Genomic DNA, 22,064 nt, shown 5'->3' on the forward strand with positions numbered 1-22,064 from the left:
AAGTAAGTAAGTGGGAGAAGAAAATGGCTGAAACCAGAAAGAAAAATGGGACGGGAAAGAAAAATAGTACAGCTAAAAGGTCAAATACAGTATCAAACCCCAATACATCAAAAAAGCAGATGGAACAGCAGATAGAAGAAGATAACAGGGAAGTACGTCTGGAAGTAATCCTTTTAGTCATTCTTGCTTTTTCCATATTTTTGATGATCGCTAACTTTGGCAAATGTGGAAAGGTCGGCGATGCAATGTCCGGGTTTCTGTTTGGGGTGATCGGATTTGCTGAGTACATATTCCCGGTGTATCTTTTTATATCATCGGCATTTGTTATTTCCAATTTGGGCAATAAAAAGGTCAGAAATGAAGTAATCTATATCGGTGTGGTTCTGATGATCATATCGATGATCAGCCAGATGATCTTCACAACTGATTATTTATCGGTAAAACAGTTATATCTGGATGGATATAAGGAGCATATGGGCGGTGGAATTATCTGTGGCGGTCTGTTCTTTATCTTCCGGAATACGATCGGTATTGTGGGTGTAACATTGGTAATTATACTTGGTGCGCTTGTTATGTTTGTTCTGATCACAGGAATCTCTGTGATTGATACCTTTAAGAATCTGATCAACAGTTTTTACAGGGAAGAAGAGTATGAAGAACCGGAGCAGGAACACAGACCGGTCAAGAAGAATAAGAAAAAGTCTGCAAACAATCAGGTAAGGCTTGAGAATCTGAAAGTTTATGAAAGCGATGAAAAACATAAGGGTAAAGCGAAAGACTTCTTTGAGAATGAGGATGAGATCCATGAAATAAATGTACCGGATGACGATTTCCTTACATTTAATAATGATGTAGAGAAGATTGTACTTCATGATGAAAGAGAAGAACAGATACCGGTATCGTTTTCGAAGAAAACGTCGGTTACAAAGAGCAGGAGAAAATCAGAGCCTGCTTCTGTGAAAACGGCAGCCGGTGTTTCGTCGGCAGTTCCTATGGGTGATACACAGGAGATTCCTGTTCAGCAGACAAAAGACATTTTTGATGCTGAATTTGATGATGAGGAAGATGTTCTTTCCGGTGCGATCAATGGAAATGAGCATCCGGAGGTTGTCAGTGTGATACCGGATGATTATGATCCGGATATGGATTCTGCATTTTCCAGTGTGACAGGAAAGGCAGAGAACTCTCAGACGGTGAAGAAGCCTGCACCGGCGGCAGACAAGCCCGGACAGAAGAACTATAAAGAGGGAGCGAAGTATAAATTTCCGGGACCCAATCTTCTGGCACAGCCGCCGAAGAATCACAATGCGAACCGGGATGCACAGGTACGCTCTACAGCGATCAAGCTGAAGAATACATTGGAAAACTTCGGTGTTAATGTTACGATCACAAATTATAGCTGCGGACCGGCGGTTACCCGGTTTGAGATGCAGCCGGAGCAGGGCGTGAAGGTCAGTAAGATCCTTGGTCTTGCCGATGATATTAAGTTAAATCTTGCAGCTGCGGATATTCGTATCGAAGCCCCGATCCCCGGTAAGGCAGCAATCGGAATCGAAGTGCCAAACAAAGAAAATTCAATCGTTGCATTCCGTGAACTGGTGGAATCGGATAATTTCAAGAATTCCAAATCTAAGATCGCGTTTGCAGTCGGTAAAGATATCAGTGGACAGGTTATCGTTACGGATATTGCCAAGATGCCGCACCTTCTGATCGCCGGTGCGACAGGTTCCGGTAAATCGGTCTGTATCAATACGCTGATCATGAGTATCTTATATAAGGCAAAACCGGAAGAAGTAAAACTGATCATGATCGATCCGAAGATGGTTGAGCTTGCCTGTTATAATGGCATCCCGCATCTGCTGATCCCGGTTGTAACCGATCCTAAGAAGGCATCCGGCGCACTTAACTGGGCAGTAGAGGAAATGACCAGAAGATATCAGATGTTCGCAGAATGTGGAGTCAGAAATATACAGGGATATAATGACAAAGTAGAACAGGCACTTGCTTCCGGATCAGTAGATGATGAGAAGCTAAAGAAGATGCCGACGATCGTTGTGATCGTGGACGAGCTTGCCGATCTGATGATGGTTGCTCACGGAGAAGTGGAAGATGCGATTGTCCGTCTGTCACAGCTTGCCAGAGCGGCAGGTATCCATCTGGTTATAGCAACTCAGCGCCCATCGGTAGATGTTATTACCGGTCTGATCAAGGCAAATGTTCCGTCGAGAATTGCATTTGCTGTATCATCCGGTGTAGATTCCAGAACCATCTTAGATATGAATGGTGCAGAGAAGCTTCTTGGTAAGGGTGATATGTTATTCTATCCGACCGGTTATCCCAAACCGGTTCGTGTGCAGGGAGCTTTTGTTTCGGATGAAGAAGTGTCAGCCGTTGTGGAGTATCTGAAGAAACAGAACGGTGTCGGAACTTATGATGATGATATATCTAAGTCTATTACACAGACCGGAGCGGCCGGTGCACCCGGTATGAGCGGTGGAAGTGATAAGGATGATTATTTTGTAGAAGCCGGACGCTTTATCATTGATAAAGAAAAGGCCTCGATCGGAATGCTGCAGCGCGCGTTTAAGATTGGCTTTAACCGTGCGGCACGTATCATGGATCAGCTTGCAGGTGCCGGGGTTGTAGGCCCGGAGGAGGGCACAAAGGCAAGAAAGATACTTATGACGCAGGAAGAATTTGACGAATATATAGATAATAATCTATAATACAGATTCAAATGATATTTATACAGGGAAAATGCCGGTGAAGGGATATAGCGTGCATAGGCAGATTTTACCTGATATAGGATAAAATTACACTCAGGGAGGACATATTAAATGTTAAACGACATCGAAATTGCACAGCAGGCAGAGATGAAGAATATAAAGGAGGTTGCGGCAAAGCTTGACATCAAAGAAGATGATATCGAGATGTATGGCAAATATAAAGCAAAGTTGTCAGATGAGCTTATCGCTTCCGTACAGAAAAATGAGAATGGTAAGCTGATCTTAGTTACAGCGATCAATCCGACTCCGGCAGGAGAAGGAAAAACAACGATCACAGTCGGACTTGGTGAAGCTATGGGAAGACTGAATAAGAAAGCGGTTATCGCACTTCGTGAACCATCACTTGGTCCGTGCTTTGGTATCAAGGGCGGTGCTGCCGGCGGCGGATATGCACAGGTAGTACCGATGGAGGATCTGAATCTTCATTTTACGGGTGATTTCCATGCGATCACATCTGCAAACAATCTGCTTGCAGCAATGATGGATAACCATATTCATCAGGGAAATGCACTCGGCATTGATGTGAACCGTATTGTATTTAAAAGATGTATGGATATGAATGACCGTGCACTGCGTCATACTGTGATCGGACTTGGAAAGCGTGTAGACGGTGTACCGAGAGAAGATGGCTTTGTGATCACAGTTGCATCAGAGATCATGGCGATCCTTTGTCTGGCAGCGGATTTCAATGATTTGAAGGAAAGACTTGGTAGGATCATTGTTGCATATAATTATCAGAACGAGCCTGTAACAGCAAAGGATCTGAAAGCGGTTGGTGCTATGGCTGCACTATTAAAGGATGCGATCAAGCCGAATATGATCCAGACGTTGGAGCATACACCTGCACTTGTGCATGGTGGACCATTTGCAAATATCGCACATGGCTGTAACAGTGTAATCGCAACAAAGACAGCATTAAAGCTGGCAGACTATGTAATTACAGAGGCTGGATTCGGAGCAGATCTTGGTGCAGAGAAGTTCTTTGATATCAAGTGCCGTATGAACGGACTGAAGCCGGATGCAGTTGTTCTGGTTGCGACCGTAAAGGCATTGAAGTACAACGGCGGTGTACCGAAGACAGAGCTTGGTCAGGAGAATCTGGAAGCATTAAAGAAAGGTATCGTAAACCTTGAAAAGCACATCGAGAATCTTCAGAAGTATCAGGTTCCTGTTGTCGTTACTTTAAACCGTTTCATCACAGACACAGATGCGGAACTTGCGTTTGTGGAGAAATTCTGTAAGGACAGAAACTGTGATTTCGCTCTTGCAAATGTATGGGAAAAAGGCGGCGAAGGCGGTATCGAGCTTGCAAATGCAGTATTAAATACACTTGAGAACAAAAAGAGTGATTTTAAAGTTTTATATAAAGATGAGTTGTCAATTAAAGAAAAGATCTCATGCATTGCAACAGAGATTTATGGTGCAGCAAATGTAACATACAGTCCGGAAGCAGATCGTGCGATCGCTAAGATTGAAGAAATGGGATTTGGAAACTTCCCTGTATGTATGGCAAAGAATCAGTATTCACTTTCGGATGATCCGAAGAAGCTTGGAAGACCGGAAGGATTTGATATTAATATCCGTGAAGTATATGTCAGTGCAGGTGCCGGCTTTGTGGTTGCAATCACAGGAACAATCATGACAATGCCTGGTCTGCCTAAGGTACCGGCCGCTGAAAATATCAGTGTAAATGATGACGGTGTAATCTGCGGATTATTCTAAGGAGGAATAAATTGAATATGGTTCAACTGATTGATGGAAAAGCAATATCAAAACAGATAAAAGATGAATTAAAGGAACAGGTAGCAGAGCTTTCGGCAAAAGGTATAAAGATTTGTCTGGCAGTTATTCAGGTAGGGAATGATCCGGCATCTTCCGTATATGTCGGCAATAAGAAAAAGGCATGTGCTTATATCGGTATTGATTCTTTGTCTTATGAGCTTCCGGAAGAGACAACGGAGAAAGAACTGTTAGAGCTGATCGATAAATTGAATAAGGACGATGCTGTAAATGGAATTCTGGTACAGCTTCCGGTTCCAAAACATATCGATGAGGACAAGATCATCAAAGCAATCTCACCATTAAAGGATGTTGATGGCTTCCATCCGATGAGCGTCGGAGCATTAAGTATCGGTCAGCCTGGATTTGTATCCTGCACACCGGCTGGTGTGATCCAGCTCTTAAAGCGTTCCGGAATCGAGATCGCAGGAAAAGAATGTGTTGTGATTGGCAGAAGCAATATCGTAGGCAAGCCTATGGCAATGCTGTTATTACGCGAGAATGGAACGGTTACGATCTGTCATTCAAAGACAAAGGATCTGAAAGAGGTATGTAAGCGCGCAGATATTCTTGTAGTTGCGATCGGCAGACCGAAGATGATCGATGCATCCTATATCAAAGAGGGTGCAACAGTGATCGATGTCGGAATACACAGAGACGAGAATAACAAATTATGTGGTGACGTTGATTTTGAATCAGCAAGCAAAGTTGCAGGAGCAATTACACCTGTACCGGGCGGAGTTGGTCCTATGACGATCGCAATGCTTATGCATAACTGTGTAGATTCGATCAATATAAAATAACCTGAGGAAAGAACATATATGAAAGTATTGATGGTATCATTGGGCTGCGATAAGAACCTTGTGGACAGTGAGGTAATGCTCGGACTTCTGCATAAGGCAGGACATGAGATCACAAATGATGAACATGAGGCAGAGGCAGTTGTTATCAATACCTGTGCATTTATCAAAGATGCGCAGGAAGAAAGTATTAATACGATAATAGAATACGGAGAGCTGAAGAAGACAGGATCATTAAAGAAGCTGATCGTTACCGGCTGCCTGTCACAGCGATATAAAGATGATATCCTTGCAGAACTGCCGGAGATTGATACAATTGTCGGAGCTGCAAATTATGACGCGATCGTGGATGCAATCGGATCTGAAGAAGAACATTCCTTTGTTACAGATATCAATTATATGCCGGAGGCAGTTGGTGGACGTATCGTTACAACCGGAGCTTCAATGGCATATTTAAAGATCGCAGAAGGCTGTGGCAAGATGTGTACTTATTGTGCGATTCCATATATCAGAGGAAAGTACAGAAGTATTCCGATGGAACAGCTTCTGGCATCTGCAAAAGAGCTTGCTGCACAGGGAGTAAAAGAACTGATCCTTGTTGCACAGGAAACAACACTCTATGGAGTGGATCTGTATGGTGAAAAGACACTTCCGAAATTATTACATGAACTCTGCAAGATCGAGGAAATCCAGTGGATACGTTTGATGTACTGCTATCCGGAGGAGATCACAGACGAGCTGATCGATACGATCGCGGAGGAAGAAAAAGTCTGTCATTATCTTGATATACCGATTCAGCATTCAGAAGATCCTGTATTGCGACGCATGGGAAGACGTACCTGTAAAAAGGATATTGTAGAATTGATCGCAAAGCTTCGGATCCGGATTCCTGATATTGCGATCCGTACAACGCTGATCGCAGGATTTCCCGGTGAAACAGAAGCGGATCATGAAGCGCTTATGGAGTTTGTGAATGAGTCGGAATTTGACCGCCTGGGTGTGTTTACATATTCACCGGAGGAAGGGACTCCGGCAGCATCATTTCCTAATCAGATTGAAAATGAGGTTGCAGAAAAATGGCGGGATGATATAATGGCATTGCAGCAGGAAGTATCATACGACAAGAATCAGGAGCTGCTTGGCAAGAGTCTTACAGTACTGATCGAAGGCTATGTTGCAGAAGACGATGTATATGTCGGAAGAACTTATCGGGATGCGCCCGATGTAGATGGTATGGTATTTGTTGATGCACCGTATGAGCTGATGTCCGGCACCTTTGTACAGGTTCGGATCACAGATGCAAATGAATATGATCTGACAGGGGAGATGATAGAATGAATTTACCAAACAAATTAACAATATTGAGAGTTATAATGATTCCATTTTTTGTTGTGTTTATGTATCTTGATTTTGCAGCAGCCAAATGGATTGCGCTTGGTATCTTTATCGCTGCAGCGATCACGGATACATTAGATGGACAGATCGCAAGAAGATGTAATCTGGTCACAACATTTGGAAAATTCATGGATCCGTTAGCAGACAAGCTTCTGGTATGTTCTGCAATGATCGCACTGGTCGATCAGGGACGGATTCCTGCATGGATCGTTATTATCATCATTGCGAGAGAATTTATCATTAGCGGATTCCGGCTGATTGCAGCAGAAAAGGGTGTTGTTATTGCGGCTGGTATCTGGGGCAAATTAAAGACTGTTGTCCAGATGGTCATGGTTTGTTTCCTGATCGGTAATCTTGGTGGAAAAGTGATATTTGTAATCGAACAGGTGCTGATCTACGCTGCACTTGTATTAACGGTCATTTCACTGATCGATTATCTGGTATCAAACAAAAATGTCCTGAAGGATTAATATAAAGTTAAAAGCTGTATAGTTATGAACAACTAACCACAAAATAGACAATTATGGGGAAAATGGGGTATTTTCTGACAATTACTTCCACTTTCCCCTTTTGTTTTTTAAGTAAAAATAGCAGGGATGTTCGATTGTTAAAAAGTGCTGAAAAAACTGTGTCGTAATGATAATTTTACTTGAAATAAATTCGTAAAGGCTTTACAATAAAATCGGCATAAATTTGGAATTACTTTTATGTAACTCCTAAAAATAAATTTAATGGAGGACTAGAAATGAGCAACAAACTCACCCTGTCAGCAAGCGATAGAATTAATGCATTGCTTGATGACGCAAGCTTTGTTGAAATCGGTGCTTATGTGAAAGCAAGAAATACTGATTTTAACATTCAGGATAAGGATACTCCAAAAGATGGTGTTATCACCGGATATGGTGTTATCAATGGCAATTTAGTGTATGTATACAGTCAGGACGCTAAAGTTTTAGGCGGTTCTGTTGGTGAGATGCATGCTAAGAAGATTGCAAAAATTTATGATATGGCTATGAAGATGGGTGCACCTGTCATCGGTATGATCGACTGTGCAGGACTCAGACTTCAGGAAGCTACAGATGCACTGAATGCATTTGGTGAAGTATATGGCAAGCAGGTTATGGCTTCAGGTGTTATTCCTCAGATCACAGCTGTTTTTGGTGCATGTGGCGGCGGTGCTTCCCTTGTTCCATCATTATCAGACTTCACTTTCATGACAAAGGAAGGTGCAAAGTTATTTGTAAATTCTCCAAACGCTTTAGCAGAGAACAATATTACAAAGTTAGATACTTCCGCAGCTGATTATGTAAGTGAGAATACAGCAAATGTAGATGGTGTATTTGAGACAGAAGAAGAATTACTTGGTATGATCCGTGCATTGGTTGAGGTTCTTCCAAGCTGTAATCTGGACGACAAGGAAGCTTCTGCAAATGACAATCCAAACAGAATTATCCCAAATCTTGATTCTTACAAGAACGATCCAAGAGCAGTGATCCAGAATATTGCCGATGATTCTCTTGTGCTTGAGATGAAGAAGGAATATGCAGGAGATGTTGTTACAGCTCTGATCCGTATGGATGGTATCACAGTTGGATGTGTTGGTAATCAGGAAGATACGATCACAACAGCGGGTGCATATAAAGCAGAAGAATTTGTAGATTTCTGTGATGCATTTAACATTCCTGTTCTTACACTTGTAAATGTAACAGGTTTTGCTGCAACAGTTGAAGAAGAGAAGACCATCTCAAAGGCTCTTGCAAAACTTACAAATGCATATGCAGATGCAACAGTTCCAAAGGTTACGGTTGTTATGGACAAGGCCTATGGAACAGCATATACGGTTATGAACTCCAAGGCAATCGGAGCTGATATGGTATATGCATGGCCGGATGCAGTGATCGGTACTATGGATCCTGAGATGGCAGTTAAGATCATGTATGAAGATGAACTTGCAGCAGCAGACGACAAGCTTGCCTTCATCAAGGAGAAGAAAGCAGAATATGTTGCAGCTCTTTCAGGAGCAGCTTCGGCAGCATCCAGAGGATATATCGATGATATCATCGAGCCTGATGCTACAAGAAAGAGAGTGATCGCAGCGATCCAGATGCTCCTTTCAAAGGAAGAGATGAGACCTTATAAGAAACACGGTACTATATAAAAGGAGTGACAACTAAATGAAGAAAAAATTATTATTAATAGTTTCTATGTTAGCTGTTACTTTTATGTTTGCCGGATGTAGTGCTTCTGATGATAACGGAGTAAAATTTGCTTATAACGATCAGGAGATCGCTCAGGTAGCAAAAGATGCCTGTGAGACATATCAGAAATATGCAAGCGCAGATGAGACCTATAACTATGTTATAGAAGCAGGCGAGGATGCAGGGGTTTCTGAAAATGAGATAGAAGCAGTCAAGTCATTCCGTAATATCGGTGATGAGTGCGGTGAGTTTAAAGATTTTACAGGTGAATACAAGATTACAGAGACAGAAGGAAATGTAATCGTTACTCTTTATGCTGACTGTACAGAAAAAGAAGCGTTGATCAAGGTAACATTTGTAGACAACAGTGCAACATATAACTTACAGAGATATCAGTTAATGAATCAGTATGGTTACAGTGAAGAGCAGGCTGATGAAGCCCTTTCTTCACAGGGTATGTACCCATATAAGTCAACTGATGTTGAGATTGCAGCAAACATGACATTTGAAGATAAGATGAAGGCAGCCGGAACCAACACCCTGATCGGTATGGCAACTGTATTCGTTGTTCTTATCTTTATATCATTTATCATCTATCTGTTAAAATTTGTTCCCGGCTTCTTTGATAAAGAAGCAAAAGCAGCCAAGAAGGCAGCTAAAAAAGCAGAAGAAGCAGCTAAGGCAGAGCCTGTTGCTGAGACAAAGGAAGAAGATGCAGGATCTGCACCGGCAGGACAGATTGTTGACATCGTTAAGACAGAAACAGGTGAAAGCGTAATGAATGATTCTGAACTGGTTGCAGTTATCACAGCCGCAGTTGCTGCTGCATCAGCAGGACAGAATGCATATACAACGTATCCAAGCAAAGATAAGCTTGTGACACGTCCGATCAGACGTATTAAGAGATAATAATAGGAGGATATATCGATGAAGAATTATAGAATTACAGTAAATGGTACATCATATGATGTTTCAGTTGAAGAATTAGCAGGTGGCGTTGCCCCTGTAGCAGCACCAGTTGCAGCAGCTCCTGTAGCAGCACCGGCACCAGCGGCAGCACCGGCACCAGCACCGGCAGCTAAGTCAGCAGGCGCAGGTTCCATTAAGGTTGCTTCTCCGATGCCTGGCAAGATCCTTGATGTTAAGGCAAATGTTGGTGATGCAGTTAAGAAGGGACAGGTTATTCTGATCCTTGAAGCTATGAAGATGGAAAACGAAGTTGTTGCTCCGGAAGATGGTACAGTAGCAAGCATCGACGTTGCATCAGGTGCAACTGTTGAAGCAGGAGATACATTAGCAACTCTGAACTAATGCTGTACTTGTATAAATCTGATAGGAGGAACGACTAAATGAGTAGTATAGTTGACGTATTGTCAAATTTAGCAAATCAGACAGGTTTTGCAAGTCTTGACTGGAAAAATTACGTTATGATCCTTGTAGCGTTCGTTTTCATGTTCCTTGCAATTAAGTTTGGTTTTGAGCCACTTCTTCTGGTACCAATCTCATTTGGTATGTTACTTGTTAACATGTTTCCAGATATAATGGCAGAAGGCGGATTATTACATTACTTCTACATGTTGGATGAATGGAGTATTCTTCCTTCACTGATCTTCATGGGTGTAGGTGCCATGACAGATTTTGGCCCGTTGATCGCAAACCCTGCAAGCTTTCTTCTTGGAGCTGCAGCACAGTTCGGTATCTACGGCGCATATTTCCTTGCTTTCCTGATGGGATTCAATGGTAAGGAAGCAGCAGCTATTTCTATTATCGGTGGTGCAGATGGTCCTACATCTATCTTCCTTGCCGGTAAACTTGGAATGGGTGGTACATTACTTGGACCAATCGCAGTAGCAGCATATTCTTATATGTCACTGGTTCCGATCATCCAGCCACCTATTATGAAAGCACTTACAACAAAGAAAGAGCGTCTGGTCAGAATGCCACAGCTTCGTCCTGTAACCAAGCTGGAAAAGATCCTTTTCCCAATTATCGTTACAGTCGTAGTTGTTCTGATCCTTCCTACAACAGCACCACTGGTTGGTATGCTGATGTTAGGTAACCTGTTCCGTGAGTGTGGTGTTGTAAAACAGCTTACAGAGACAGCATCCAATGCTATGATGTATATCGTAGTTATCTTACTTGGTACATCTGTTGGTGCAAGTACAAGTGCAGAAGCTTTCTTAAAGATCAGTACTTTAAAGATCGTATTACTTGGTCTGATCGCATTTGCATTCGGTACAGCAGCCGGTGTATTATTTGGTAAGTTAATGTGCCTGGTAACAAAGGGTAAGGTTAATCCGCTGATCGGTTCAGCCGGTGTATCTGCCGTACCTATGGCAGCCAGAGTTTCTCAGAAGGTAGGTTCCCAGTATGATCCTACGAACTTCCTTCTGATGAATGCAATGGGACCAAATGTTGCAGGTGTTATCGGTACAGCAGTTGCAGCAGGAACATTCCTTGCAATCTTTAATGTACAGTAATGATCATAATCATATGAGAATATATTCAGGAGGTTCGAAATGGCAGAAAAGAAACCGGTTAAGATTACCGAAACTGTATTACGTGATGCGCATCAGTCACTGATCGCTACCCGTATGACAACAGAACAGATGCTTCCAATCATCGATAAGATGGATAAGGTTGGATATCATTCTGTTGAGTGCTGGGGTGGTGCTACATTCGATGCATGTCTCAGATTCCTTAAGGAAGATCCATGGGAGAGACTTAGAAAATTAAGAGATGGTTTTAAGAATACAAAGCTTCAGATGTTATTCAGAGGCCAGAACATTCTTGGTTACCGTCATTATGCAGATGATGTGGTTGAGTATTTTGTTCAGAAGTCAATCGCAAATGGTATTGATATTATCAGAATTTTCGACTGCTTAAATGATATCAGAAACCTTGAAACTGCTGTTAAGGCATGTAATAAGGAAAAAGGTCATGCACAGGTTGCACTTTCCTATACATTAGGTGATGCTTATACACTTGATTACTGGAAAGATATGGCTAAGAGAATTGAGGATATGGGTGCAGATTCTATCTGTATCAAGGATATGGCAGGTCTTCTTGTTCCATATAAGGCAACCGAGCTTGTTCAGGCATTAAAGGAAGGTTCTTCCCTTCCAATCCAGCTTCATACACATTATACATCAGGTGTTGCTTCCATGACATATATGAAGGCTGTTGAAGCAGGATGTGATATCATCGATACAGCAATTTCACCATTAGCACTTGGTACAAGCCAGCCTGCAACAGAAGTTATGGCTAAGACATTTGAAGGCACACCATATGATCCTGGATTTGATCAGAACCTTCTCGCTGAGATCGCTGATTACTTCAGACCATTAAGAGAAGAGTGGATTAAGTCCGGCCTTCTGAATCCAAAGGTTCTTGGTGTTAATGTTAAGACATTATTATATCAGGTACCGGGTGGTATGTTATCAAACCTTGTATCACAGTTAAAGGAAATGAACGCAGAAGATAAGTTCGAACAGGTTCTGGAAGAAGTCCCTAGAGTTCGTAAAGACTTCGGTGAACCACCTCTTGTTACTCCATCCAGCCAGATCGTTGGTACTCAGGCTGTATTAAATGTTGTTACAGGCGAGAGATACAAGATGTGTACAAAAGAGGCAAAAGCACTGGTTGCCGGCGAGTATGGTCAGTCTGTAAAGCCTGTTGATCCGGAAGTTAGAAAGAAAGTAATCGGTGATCAGGAGCCTATCACATGTCGTCCTGCTGATCTTCTTGAAAACGAGCTTGGTAAGATCGAGAAGGAAATGATTCAGTACAAGGAACAGGATGAAGATGTATTAACATATGCATTGTTCCCACAGGTTGCTGTTGATTTCTTCAAGTTAAGAGAAGCAAAGAAGACAAAGGTTGATGCAACACTTGTAAACAAAGAGGATAAGGCATATCCGGTATAAGATTATAAAGTGTTATGTCGTTTGAAAAATGGCATATGCAGGTATACTATGGGAAGAGCAGACTGGTGGTATCCGGTCTGTATCTTCCCATGTTTATATCATGAATTTTGTTATCTGTCAGATATAGCAGAGGCAGGGGATTGTTTTGAGTAGAGGTCTAGGGAAATATCATGAATAAGAAGAAATATGTGAACCGAAATTATCTTACAACAACAAGAATTATAGCATTGGGCTTTCTTATCACAGTTATTGTAGGAACGATATTATTATCATTGCCGATTGCATCTGCAAACGGAACATGGACAGATCTCCTGACGGCTGCGTTTACATCGACGACATCCGTATGTGTGACAGGGCTGGTGGTTGTCGATACATTTTCCTATTGGAGTTTGTTTGGTAAAGGTGTGATATTAATTTTGATCCAGATCGGCGGACTCGGAATCGTTTCGATCATCACACTGTTTATGTTGTTATTCAGAATGAAGATAACCTTGAAAAGTACAATGCTGTTGCAGGATGCATTTAATCTGAACAGTAAGCAAGGACTTTTGAAGTTTACGATAAAAGTAATAAAGGGAACGTTTCTGATCGAAGGAATTGGAGCATTTATTTACAGTTTTTATTATTGCAGAGAATACGGATTATTAAAGGGAATCTGGTTTTCAGTATTTCATGCCGTTTCAGCATTTTGTAATGCCGGTCTCGACATTATGGGTGCGGACAGTTTGATTCCTTACCATTCCAATCTTTTGATGATGCTGAATACTTCTTTTCTGATCATTATGGGTGGAATCGGATTTATTGTATGGTGGGATACGGTTGAAGCGTTTCGAAGAATCCGTACAAAGAAATGCAGTATCCGGTCGGCATGGAATGGTGTTCATTTACAGACGAAGATCGCAATTTTTATGACATTGCTGTTATTGATCGGTGGTACAGTTGTTATCTATTTCCTTGAACGCTCTAATCCGGACACTCTTGGTAATTTATCCGAAAAAGACCGGATATTAAATGCTTTTTTTCAGTCGGTAACACTTCGTACGGCAGGATTTGCGGCTGTACCACAGGCAGCACTTCGACCGGTAACGGCTTTCTTCGGGGCGTTACTTATGATGATCGGCGGTTCGCCGGTTGGAACAGCTGGAGGAATGAAGACCGTAACCATTGCAGTTATTTTCTTTACATTTGCTGCCATGATCAGAAATCATGAGGATACGGAGGTCTTCAAGAGAAATATTCCGGTATCCGTTGTAAAAAAAGCAGTTGCAATTGTATTCTTAAGTATGAGTACAATATTTATAATGACGATATTATTGATGGCGACCAATGATGTGAATCTGCTGGATGCCTTGTTTGAGGTTGCAAGTGCTGTCTGTACAGTTGGATTATCCAGAAATCTGACGCCTGTTTTGAATACGGCAGGACAGATCATCATTATGATCTGTATGTATATCGGACGAGTTGGACCGATATCTATGGTGGTAGCATTTAATACACAGAACGGAAAACATCGGCTTCTTCATTATCCGGAAGAAGATGTGATCGTTGGATAAGGAGGAAAGTATGAAAAAATCATTTGCGGTAGTAGGGCTTGGGCGATTTGGAACAAATGTTGCCCTCACTTTGATGGAATCCGGTGCGCAGGTTCTGGCGATCGACAGTAATCCTGAATGTGTGAAGCGGATTTCATCACAGGTTACCTGTGCGGTGACGATCAATGTATGCGAGACAGAGAGTCTGAAAGAAGCAGGACTTGAGAATATGGATGGTGTTGTAGTTGCAATGGGTGATAATCTGGAAGCCAGTGCAATGACGATCATAACAGCAAAAGAACTGGGTGTTCCATATATTCTTGCTAAATCGAATAACGATGAAGCAGCAAAGATCCTGTCCAAGATCGGAGCGGATAAAGTTATCTATCCGGAAAAGGATGCCGGAATTAATGTTGCAAAAAAGCTCTTATGTAGCAATTTTCTGGAATTCTTTGAGATTTCGGATAACATCAATGTAGCAGAGATCTCGGTTCGACCGGAATGGGTCGGCAAGACATTAAAAGAACTTGATTTCAGAAGAAGTTATAATATGAATATCATTCTGGTAAAGGAAGACGGACGTTCGATTGACCATATCACCCCGGAGCTACAGTTAAAAGAAAGCTACAGACTGTTAGTGACTATATCGAATGAAGGTTTAAAGAGGATGATGCAATGAAAAAAATAATAGTAGTCGGTGGTGGTGCGGCCGGCATGATGGCTGCGATCACAGCTGCGGAAAATGGCTGCGAGGTTGTATTATTTGAAAAGAATGATCGCCTTGGAAAGAAGTTATTCATTACAGGTAAGGGGAGATGCAACCTGACAAATGCAGGGGATGCAGACCGCTTTTTTCAGTCGGTGACAACAAACAGTAAATTCATGTACAGTCCGTTTTATACCTTTGATAATCAGATGACGATTGATTTCTTTGAGAAACTTGGACTAAAGACAAAGGTAGAACGCGGAGATCGTGTATTTCCGGTCAGCGATCATTCATCTGACGTGATCGGAGTATTAAAAACGAAATTAAACCGAAATCAGGAGATCATAGTAGAACTACAGACGGAAGTTCAGAAGCTTATTATAGAAGATCAGGTAGTAAAAGGCGTACAGATCAAGACGGCACATGGAAAGAAAGATGTGTATGGAGATGCAGTCGTCATAACAACCGGCGGGATATCGTATCCGCTTACCGGATCAACCGGAGACGGATATCGGTTTGCCGAGAGCGCAGGGCACACGATCAAAGAGCTTTTACCATCACTTGTTCCATTTGAATTAAAGGATGAATTCTGCAAAGAACTTATGGGACTATCGTTAAAAAATGTAGAGCTTGTGATTAAATGTGGAAAGAAGTGTCTGTTTGAAGAACAGGGAGAGCTGTTGTTTACACATTTTGGCATCAGCGGTCCTCTGGTAATAAAGGCATCGGCATATCTTCATAAATATCTGGATAAGGATTTAAGCATGTATATCGATCTGAAGCCTGCGATGACAGAAGAAATGCTGGATGATCGTATCCTTCGGGATTTTAGCAAATATGCTAATAAAGATTTTCATAATTCACTTGGTGATCTGCTTCCGGTCAAACTGATCGATGTAGTCATAAAACGTTCAGGAATCGATCCGTATAAGAAGGTGAATTCAATCACAAAGGAAGAACGAAAGAATTTAGTAACCGTACTCAAACAGTTTACACTTTCGTTCCGGGGACTTCGCGGTTTTGAAGAGGCAATCATTACAAAAGGCGGCGTCAACGTAAAGGAGGTTGTTCCGTCAACAATGCAATCAAAACTTGTAGATCATCTGTATTTTGCAGGCGAGGTTTTGGATGTAGATGCACTGACAGGTGGATTTAATCTGCAGATCGCATGGTCAACCGGATATCTGGCGGGACTTGCATGTTCAGAAGGTAGTAACTAAAGTAAATGGATAAAAGGAGAGAAAAAATGAATATAGCAATTGACGGACCTGCAGGAGCAGGGAAAAGTACAATAGCAAAATTGGTAGCAGGAAAACTCGGATATATCTATGTAGATACCGGAGCGATGTATCGTGCAGTTGCACTTGCATTATTGAATGCAAAGACAGATGTAACGGATGCAGATGCAGTGGCCGAAGAGATCGCAGGGATCGAGATCACAATCTGTTATGAAGATCATGCACAGCAGGTATATCTGAATGGCGAGAATGTAACCGGAAGTCTCAGAAAAGAAGAGGTGGGTAACATGGCATCCAGATCATCTGCAATCCCATGTGTAAGAGAAAAGCTGTTAGATCTTCAGAGAAAGCTTGCAAGAGAAAATGATGTCGTTATGGATGGACGAGATATCGGTACAAACATTCTTCCAAATGCAGAAGTAAAAATCTATCTGACCGCTTCTTCCGCAGTTCGTGCAAAGAGAAGATATGATGAACTGACAGCCAAGGGAGAAACACCGGATATCAATAAAATCGAAACAGACATTATCACAAGGGACAAACAAGACATGGAACGTCCGATTGCACCACTGAAGCAGGCAGAGGATGCTGTATATCTTGACAGTTCAGATATGAGTATCGATGAGGTTGTAGCTAAGATCATCAGCATTGCAGAAAAATAAAACCGGAGTATGGACAAAATATGGAAATTATATTAGCAAAGTCGGCAGGATTCTGTTTTGGTGTACAGCGAGCCGTTGATACAGCGTATAAAGAAGCAGGGAAACAGCATGTATATACTTATGGTCCGATCATTCATAATGAAGAAGTGATCGAAGACCTGAGAAAAAAAGGAATATTGGTGATCGATGATCTTGCCGAACTTGATCAGCAGAAAGATGCAACGGTTATTATCCGGTCACATGGAGTATCGAAAGATGTTATGGATCAGTTGGAAGCCAGACATGTCAACGTGGTAGATGCGACCTGCCCGTTTGTAAAAAAAATCCATACGATCGCACAGGATGAGAGCAAAAAAGGAAACCGTATTATCATAGTTGGTAACAGGGATCATCCGGAAGTCGAGGGTATTATTGGCTGGTGTGAGACGAAAGCATATACGGTACAGAGCGTTTCAGAGGCAGAAGATTTGGTGAAAAATATAGAAAATGAGCCGAATTTTGAGCAAATTAACTTTAGTTTAGTATCACAGACCACCTTTAATAAGAATAAATTTAAAGATATTGTTGATATTATTCGAAAAAAATTGTATAATGTGTTTGTTCATGAGACAATCTGTAATGCAACGGCAGTTCGACAGACGGAAGCAAGGAACATTGCAAAGACTGTAGATGCCATGATCGTTATAGGTGGTCGAAATAGTTCTAATACTCAGAAGCTATATGATATTAGTAAACAAGAATGTGAGAATACTTACTATATACAGACACTCGTTGATTTGGATTTGACTACTTTTGAATCCGTTAGTAGGGTAGGTATTACTGCGGGGGCATCTACCCCAAATTATATTATTAAGGAGGTTCATAGTAGCATGGCAGAGTTAAGTTTTGAACAGATGTTAGAAAATGATGAAAGCAAGGCGTCAATCAGACAGGGAGAGATTATCGATGGAACAATTATCGGTGTTAAGCCGGATGAGATCGTAGTTGATATCAAGTATAAGTCAGATGGTATCATTACCAGAAATGAATATACAAATACTCCAAACGCTGATTTAACAGAGTTGGTAAAAGTTGGGGATCCAATCACTGTTAAGGTTATCAAGACAAATGATGGCGAAGGACAGGTTGCTCTTTCATACAAGAGAGTTGCAGCAGAGAAAGTAAACGAGAAATTAGAAGAAGCATTTAATAATGGTGATATCCTTACAGGTAAGGTTGTTCAGGTTGTAAATGGTGGTTTAAATGTTCTTTACGAAGAGACAAGAATTTTCATTCCAGCAAGTCTTGTATCTGACTTATATGAAAAGAACCTTGATAAGTACTTAGACCAGGATATCGAATTCCAGCTTACAGAGTTCAATCCTAAGAAGAGAAGAATCATTGGTAACAGAAAGAAACTCATCGTTGAGAGAAAAGCTGCAGCTGCAAAAGAATTATTCGAAAAGATTGAAGTTGGCATGACAGTAGAAGGTACAGTAAAGAATGTAACAGATTTCGGTGCATTCATTGACCTCGGTGGTGCTGATGGACTTCTTCATATTTCAGAGATGTCATGGGGCAGAGTAGAAAGCCCTAAGAAGATGTTCAAGGTTGGTGACACTGTTAAGGCATTCATTAAGGACATCAATGGTGACAAGATTGCGTTAAGCTTAAAGTTTGATGAGACAAATCCATGGTTAAATGCAGAAGAGAAATATGCTGTTGGAACAGTTGTAACAGGTAAGATCGCACGTATGACTGACTTTGGTGCATTCGTTGAATTAGAGCCGGGCGTTGACGCATTACTTCATGTTTCACAGATTTCATATGATCATGTTGCAAAACCGGAAGATGTATATAAGATTGGTGATGAGATCGAAGCTAAGGTTGTTGATTTCAAACCGGAAGAGAAGAAGATCAGCCTGAGCGTAAAGGCATTACTTCCGGCTCCGGAGGAAACAGAGGAAGTTGAAGAAGCTCCTGTAGAAGAATAATCAAAGATTATTTCTTATAAAATGTAAAAATACCCACTGTTGAAATTTCATCAGTGGGTATTTTACTGTTTTATGTATATTATATTTTGCCTATAACCTTGCTCTTATTCCGCATTCTTGCAATTTCCGCTTTTGCAGTATGTCCCGGAACTATTTGATCTGCTTTAAAATATTGAGGAGATATTCTTTTAACTGTATCCTGTCATTGATGAAAGCATCATCCAGTTCGATGTATCCGTCTTTATCGGTATGTTCGTATTTGAATATATGAGGCATTTTAAATTTGTTCTGTCGGATGAATACACTTGACTTTGTTGTGTACGCAGTTTCCGGGCGGGCTTTTTCTTTATAGGCGTTTTCTACATAACAGGCAACATCCTTGTGGATGGCAGTCTGTTCTAATGGCAGATAGAAATAATTCTTATAGTCCTTATAAAAATATTTCAGTGTATCATGGATAGCCGGAATATTGATCGTCACGATTTCATCTTTGCCTGAAATATGTATATCATTGCAGTTGGTATCAAATGGAATCGCAAGTTTTCTTGTCTGCATACAGATCATAAACTGTGTATCGGTGCAGGTGGTTTCCGATATCTCAAAGTCGCCATCAAAGAAAGAAGTAAGGGTAAGTGCACCTGATACATAAAACAAGCCATAGATATCATCCTTATTATGAGACAGAAGCATATCCAGTAGTTGCGTATCCTTTGTACTTAGGTAGTCATGATATGTATCGATCAGAAGGCCACCTGAGTGAAATTCGTCCCGTTCTATTCCCATAACAGATTCCAGGGCGGATTGTTTCATTGAATCCATCCGGAGCAGCTTTTTATATTTTCTTATTTTACGGTATACATCAATACTGATAATTGAATCGAAGGATATCTCTTGCCGGAACTGTCTGTATTTTTCCTTTATATATGGAAGATCGAAGGTGTCACCGTTATATGTAACAAGATATTTGTAGTCAGACAATATATTTTTAAATACAGCGAGTATCTTTGGTTCGGAACAGCCATCATCATTGAATAATAAAGTGATGCGAAGCTGTTCATTATTTAAAATCGTTCCATATCCGATCAGATAGAGATCTGATCGGGCAGCACTTAATCCGGTTGTCTCGATGTCGAAGAACAGATATTGATCCGACGTTTCTTTCATCCAGTTCAGGTTAACCGAAGAAAGCGGCATGGTATAGCTATATTGAATCATAGTGTTTAACCTCAAATGTAAAATATATCATGTAATTTAGATTGAAAATTAAATTAGTTTTATAGTAGTAATTTAAAATACATCCTTATATGTAAAAAATCAATCGAATAATTTCATGATATGCCTCTGCGGTCAAAAAATCAATCAGATATTTCCATAACGAGAAAACTGTGTTATACTTGGCATAGTAAAATTCGGAGACATATCATTATGATAGCATATATTGCAGGAGCACTTGTTAGTGCAGGAGAGAATTATATAGTAATCGATAACCACGGAATGGGGTATCGGATCTTCGTATCCGGTAAGTTCCTTGAGCGCATTCCGGCATATGGAACGCAGATTAAAGTATACACACATATGTATATAAGAGAAGATGAATTGACATTATATGGGTTTCATTCAGAAGAGGAATTATCTGTATTCCGTATTCTGATCGGAATCAGCGGGGTAGGCCCGAAGGTCGCTATGGCGATCCTTACAGCTCTTACGATCCAGGAGCTTCAGCTCGCGGTGATCTCAGAGGATGCAAAGACGATATCAAAAGCAAATGGTGTCGGCACCAAGGGTGCATCAAGGATCATACTGGAATTAAAAGATAAGTTAAAGATGGAAGATATGATGGATGCAGCCTATGAGCAGTCGATCGCACAGAATACACAGGATGTAAATGCAGCAAGGGATGCGATACTTGCACTTGTAAATCTTGGCTATTCGAATTCGGAAGCAGCACTTGCCGTAAAAAAGATCGGCGATATCGGACAGATGGACACAGAAGCTATATTAAAGGCAGCATTGAAGAAATTAATATAAAAACGGATACAGGTGGACATAGTGGGCAGAATTATTTCAACAGAAGCAGATATAGAAGAATTAAATAGCGAATACAGTCTGAGACCAAAGTATCTGGATGAATATATTGGACAGAATAAAGTAAAAGAGAATCTGAAGATTTTTATAGAGGCGGCAAAGAGAAGAAATGAACCCTTAGATCATTTGCTTTTATATGGTCCGCCGGGACTTGGTAAAACGACACTAGCATCTATTGTCGCAAATGAGATGGGTGTCAATATCAAGATCACATCCGGACCGGCAATCGAGAAGCCGGGTGAACTTGCGGCTATTTTAAATAATCTCTCAGAAAATGATATATTATTTATTGATGAGATTCACAGATTAAACAGTCAGGTAGAGGAAGTCTTATATCCTGCAATGGAAGATTTTGCGATCGATGTTGTGATCGGTAAAGGAGCAGGAGCAAGATCGATCCGTCTGGATCTTCCCAAATTCACATTGATCGGTGCAACGACAAGAGCCGGTATGCTTACAGCACCGCTTCGTGATCGTTTTGGAATGGTAGATCGATTGGAGTTCTATTCACCGGAGGAATTGAAGCAGATTGTAATTCGTTCCGGAGATGTGCTTGGTGTAGAAACAGATGATGCAGGAGCCCTTGAGATTGCAAAGCGTTCCAGAGGAACCCCAAGACTTGCCAACCGTCTGTTAAAGAGATGTCGGGATTTTGCTCAGGTGTGCCACAATGGCTGTATCGATTATGAGGTCGCAAAGACTGCACTCGATAAGCTTGAGGTTGATTCTATGGGGCTTGATAATACAGACCGGAATATCTTGATGACAATGATAGAAAAGTTTGGAGGCGGACCGGTAGGACTTGATACTCTGGCTGCAGCCATCGGCGAAGATTCCGGAACGATAGAAGATGTATATGAACCATATCTTATTAAAAACGGTTTTATTAACCGGACTCCAAGAGGTCGGGTTGTGACCGAGCGGTGTTATAAGCATTTCGGACTGGATGCATTTATCGAATAGAAAATATATTAGTAGAATAAC

18 protein-coding genes are annotated in these 22,064 nt (G+C 41.3%); 17 read left to right on the forward strand and 1 reads right to left on the reverse strand.

Annotated features, from left to right (window positions below; genetic code table 11):
- The first annotated feature begins 23 nt into the window (after positions 1-23).
- The 15 genes from LK416_04620 to LK416_04690 all read left to right on the forward strand — a co-directional run bounded on the left by LK416_04620 (position 24) and on the right by LK416_04690 (position 18,995).
- Positions 24-2,726 (forward strand): DNA translocase FtsK, encoded by a 2,703-nt coding sequence (locus tag LK416_04620; protein ID UEA75470.1) that lies wholly within the window; start codon positions 24-26, stop codon positions 2,724-2,726.
- Positions 2,727-2,837: 111 nt separating this feature from the next.
- A complete protein-coding gene (locus tag LK416_04625; protein ID UEA75471.1) occupies positions 2,838-4,508 on the forward strand; it encodes a formate--tetrahydrofolate ligase in 1,671 nt (556 codons plus the stop codon).
- Between the two features lie 17 nt (positions 4,509-4,525).
- Complete coding sequence (folD, locus tag LK416_04630) at positions 4,526-5,368, forward strand: bifunctional methylenetetrahydrofolate dehydrogenase/methenyltetrahydrofolate cyclohydrolase FolD (protein UEA75472.1); 843 nt, start codon at positions 4,526-4,528, stop codon at positions 5,366-5,368.
- An 18-nt stretch (positions 5,369-5,386) separates the two neighbouring features.
- A complete protein-coding gene (rimO, locus tag LK416_04635) occupies positions 5,387-6,703 on the forward strand; it encodes a 30S ribosomal protein S12 methylthiotransferase RimO (GenBank protein UEA75473.1) in 1,317 nt (438 codons plus the stop codon).
- The gene (gene pgsA / locus LK416_04640) at positions 6,700-7,230 is read left to right on the forward strand and encodes a CDP-diacylglycerol--glycerol-3-phosphate 3-phosphatidyltransferase (GenBank protein ID UEA75474.1); all 531 of its coding nucleotides are present in this window, start codon (positions 6,700-6,702) and stop codon (positions 7,228-7,230) included. Before rimO ends, pgsA begins: the two co-directional genes overlap by 4 nt.
- A 275-nt stretch (positions 7,231-7,505) precedes the next feature.
- The gene (locus LK416_04645; GenBank protein UEA75475.1) at positions 7,506-8,918 is read left to right on the forward strand and encodes a carboxyl transferase; all 1,413 of its coding nucleotides are present in this window, start codon (positions 7,506-7,508) and stop codon (positions 8,916-8,918) included.
- 16 nt (positions 8,919-8,934) lie between these two features.
- Positions 8,935-9,867, forward strand: a complete 933-nt coding sequence (locus LK416_04650) for an OadG family protein (protein ID UEA75476.1) — start codon at positions 8,935-8,937, stop codon at positions 9,865-9,867.
- A gap of 18 nt (positions 9,868-9,885) precedes the next feature.
- Complete coding sequence (locus LK416_04655; protein UEA75477.1) at positions 9,886-10,269, forward strand: biotin/lipoyl-binding protein; 384 nt, start codon at positions 9,886-9,888, stop codon at positions 10,267-10,269.
- 38 nt (positions 10,270-10,307) lie between these two features.
- Positions 10,308-11,438, forward strand: coding sequence for a sodium ion-translocating decarboxylase subunit beta (locus LK416_04660; GenBank protein UEA75478.1), 1,131 nt, complete (start codon positions 10,308-10,310; stop codon positions 11,436-11,438).
- Between the two features lie 39 nt (positions 11,439-11,477).
- A complete protein-coding gene (locus LK416_04665; GenBank protein UEA75479.1) occupies positions 11,478-12,884 on the forward strand; it encodes an oxaloacetate decarboxylase subunit alpha in 1,407 nt (468 codons plus the stop codon).
- A gap of 170 nt (positions 12,885-13,054) precedes the next feature.
- Complete coding sequence (locus tag LK416_04670; protein UEA75480.1) at positions 13,055-14,437, forward strand: potassium transporter KtrB; 1,383 nt, start codon at positions 13,055-13,057, stop codon at positions 14,435-14,437.
- 10 nt (positions 14,438-14,447) lie between these two features.
- Complete coding sequence (locus LK416_04675) at positions 14,448-15,095, forward strand: TrkA family potassium uptake protein (protein ID UEA75481.1); 648 nt, start codon at positions 14,448-14,450, stop codon at positions 15,093-15,095.
- Entirely contained in the window at positions 15,092-16,342 is a 1,251-nt protein-coding gene (locus LK416_04680; GenBank protein ID UEA75482.1) for an NAD(P)/FAD-dependent oxidoreductase, read from the forward strand. Before LK416_04675 ends, LK416_04680 begins: the two co-directional genes overlap by 4 nt.
- Before the next feature lie 26 nt (positions 16,343-16,368).
- On the forward strand, positions 16,369-17,022 hold the full coding sequence (cmk, locus tag LK416_04685) for a (d)CMP kinase (protein ID UEA75483.1): 654 nt from the start codon (positions 16,369-16,371) through the stop codon (positions 17,020-17,022).
- A 20-nt stretch (positions 17,023-17,042) separates the two neighbouring features.
- Positions 17,043-18,995, forward strand: coding sequence for a bifunctional 4-hydroxy-3-methylbut-2-enyl diphosphate reductase/30S ribosomal protein S1 (locus tag LK416_04690; GenBank protein UEA75484.1), 1,953 nt, complete (start codon positions 17,043-17,045; stop codon positions 18,993-18,995).
- 150 nt (positions 18,996-19,145) lie between these two features.
- Here LK416_04690 and LK416_04695 read toward each other — a convergent pair whose 3' ends face one another.
- A complete protein-coding gene (locus tag LK416_04695) occupies positions 19,146-20,210 on the reverse strand; it encodes a ribonuclease H-like domain-containing protein (protein ID UEA75485.1) in 1,065 nt (354 codons plus the stop codon).
- A gap of 210 nt (positions 20,211-20,420) precedes the next feature.
- On the opposite strand from LK416_04695, the gene ruvA reads away from it, so the two are divergent.
- Complete coding sequence (ruvA, locus tag LK416_04700; protein ID UEA75486.1) at positions 20,421-21,023, forward strand: Holliday junction branch migration protein RuvA; 603 nt, start codon at positions 20,421-20,423, stop codon at positions 21,021-21,023.
- A gap of 18 nt (positions 21,024-21,041) precedes the next feature.
- Positions 21,042-22,043: a Holliday junction branch migration DNA helicase RuvB gene (gene ruvB / locus LK416_04705; protein UEA75864.1), complete on the forward strand. Its 1,002-nt coding sequence runs from the start codon at positions 21,042-21,044 to the stop codon at positions 22,041-22,043.
- Positions 22,044-22,064: the final 21 nt, after the last annotated feature.

This window comes from Lachnospiraceae bacterium GAM79 (assembly GCA_020735665.1).
Lineage (GTDB): Bacteria > Bacillota > Clostridia > Lachnospirales > Lachnospiraceae > Coprococcus.